We start from the raw sequence: 1,222 nt of genomic DNA on the forward strand, positions 1-1,222 counted from the left end.
CGACACCGGCACACCGGTACCGACACTGCACCTACAACGCCCGGACGGCACCACCCTCACCGCCAACAACACCCACATCGAAAAACTCACTAACGACCAGTCACGCTCTGAGGCCGAACGCAGCCACTGACCAGTACGGACACCACGTCAGCACATCGACCCACTGCGCCGCGCGGGCCACCAGGTCCTTCCGGTAGCACACGCCCAGGAGCCGACGCTTGTAACGGTAGGGCCGGCGCAGGTTACCGCTGATCCGGCCGGAGTCCCTGGGTACGAGTTCCAACCTGGCGACGCCGAGAAGACGATGGGGCCGAAGGCGGTCATGTCACCGCCGGTGAGCGCGAGGAACTCAACGCCGAGCAAGAGGCCGATGCCGGGCATGCTCAGCAGTGCTGGTGCTGGCGAAACCGGTCCTGGATCAGCGTATCGGTCTCGACCATCTCGGTGTCGAGATCACGAATTTCGGTGGCGAGTCGGGCCACCGTGGCAGCCGCCGGCGTCTCACCCGGCAGAGCGGTGTGCTGAGCCTGGGCGGCAGCCAAGGCCCGGGCCGCCAAATCATCGGCGCCGCGGAAGTTGCGATTGCGCAGCCAGCTCGTCAGGCGCTCAGTGCCAGGCGCAGCGCGGCCGGGGTTTGGTAGCCAGTCAGCAACACCAGGACGGCCTGGGACTGACTGTAGTCGAAGGCTCGTTCCAGGGCCGGGAAGTACTCCAGAATCTGGGCACGGAGCCAGTTGATCGCCCGGGTTCGGTACGCGGCCAAGTCGTAGCGGCGGACGGTGGGGATGCCCAAATCCACCGCAATCTCGTCGCCGGGCTGCAACGGACACAGGTCGCGACGCATCCGGGCCTGCTCGGTGATAAGAAAGGCATCCTTGGCATCGGTCTTGCCCGCGCCGCATTAGGCATCTGAGGCAGAATGCACCGTGCGCCCCGGGATCCGCACAGCTAGCCGTTGCTCGTGTCGGGCTGTTTGCCGCGCAGCTTGTCTTTGGCGCGGGCCACGGCCATGTCCTCGCAAGTGCGCATCCGCAGCAGCTCGACTTCGAAATCGGCAAGGTGGCCAGGATATTGAAGACATTTTGCCCATGAGGTCGGCAGGGTTGTAGACCTGCCGCCGAACGACAACGCGATGCCACGCTCGGCGAGGTCATCGTCGATAGCGCGAGCATCCGGCACCGACCGGGCCGGGCCGGGCCGGGCCGGGCCGGGCCGGGCCGGG

Annotated in this window: 2 pseudogenes; both read right to left on the minus strand. The window is 66.4% G+C overall.

Features of this window, described 5'->3' with window-relative positions:
* Positions 1-175: 175 nt before the first annotated feature.
* Positions 176-958: pseudogene (locus BM150_RS24825) on the minus strand (IS110 family transposase); the annotation flags it as partial.
* A pseudogene (locus tag BM150_RS23545) lies at positions 958-1,222 on the minus strand (recombinase family protein); the annotation flags it as partial. The pseudogenes BM150_RS23545 and BM150_RS24825, both read right to left, overlap by 1 nt.

It is taken from the genome of Actinopolyspora alba (assembly GCF_900112765.1).
In the GTDB taxonomy this organism is placed as follows: Bacteria; Actinomycetota; Actinomycetes; order Mycobacteriales; family Pseudonocardiaceae; genus Actinopolyspora; species Actinopolyspora alba.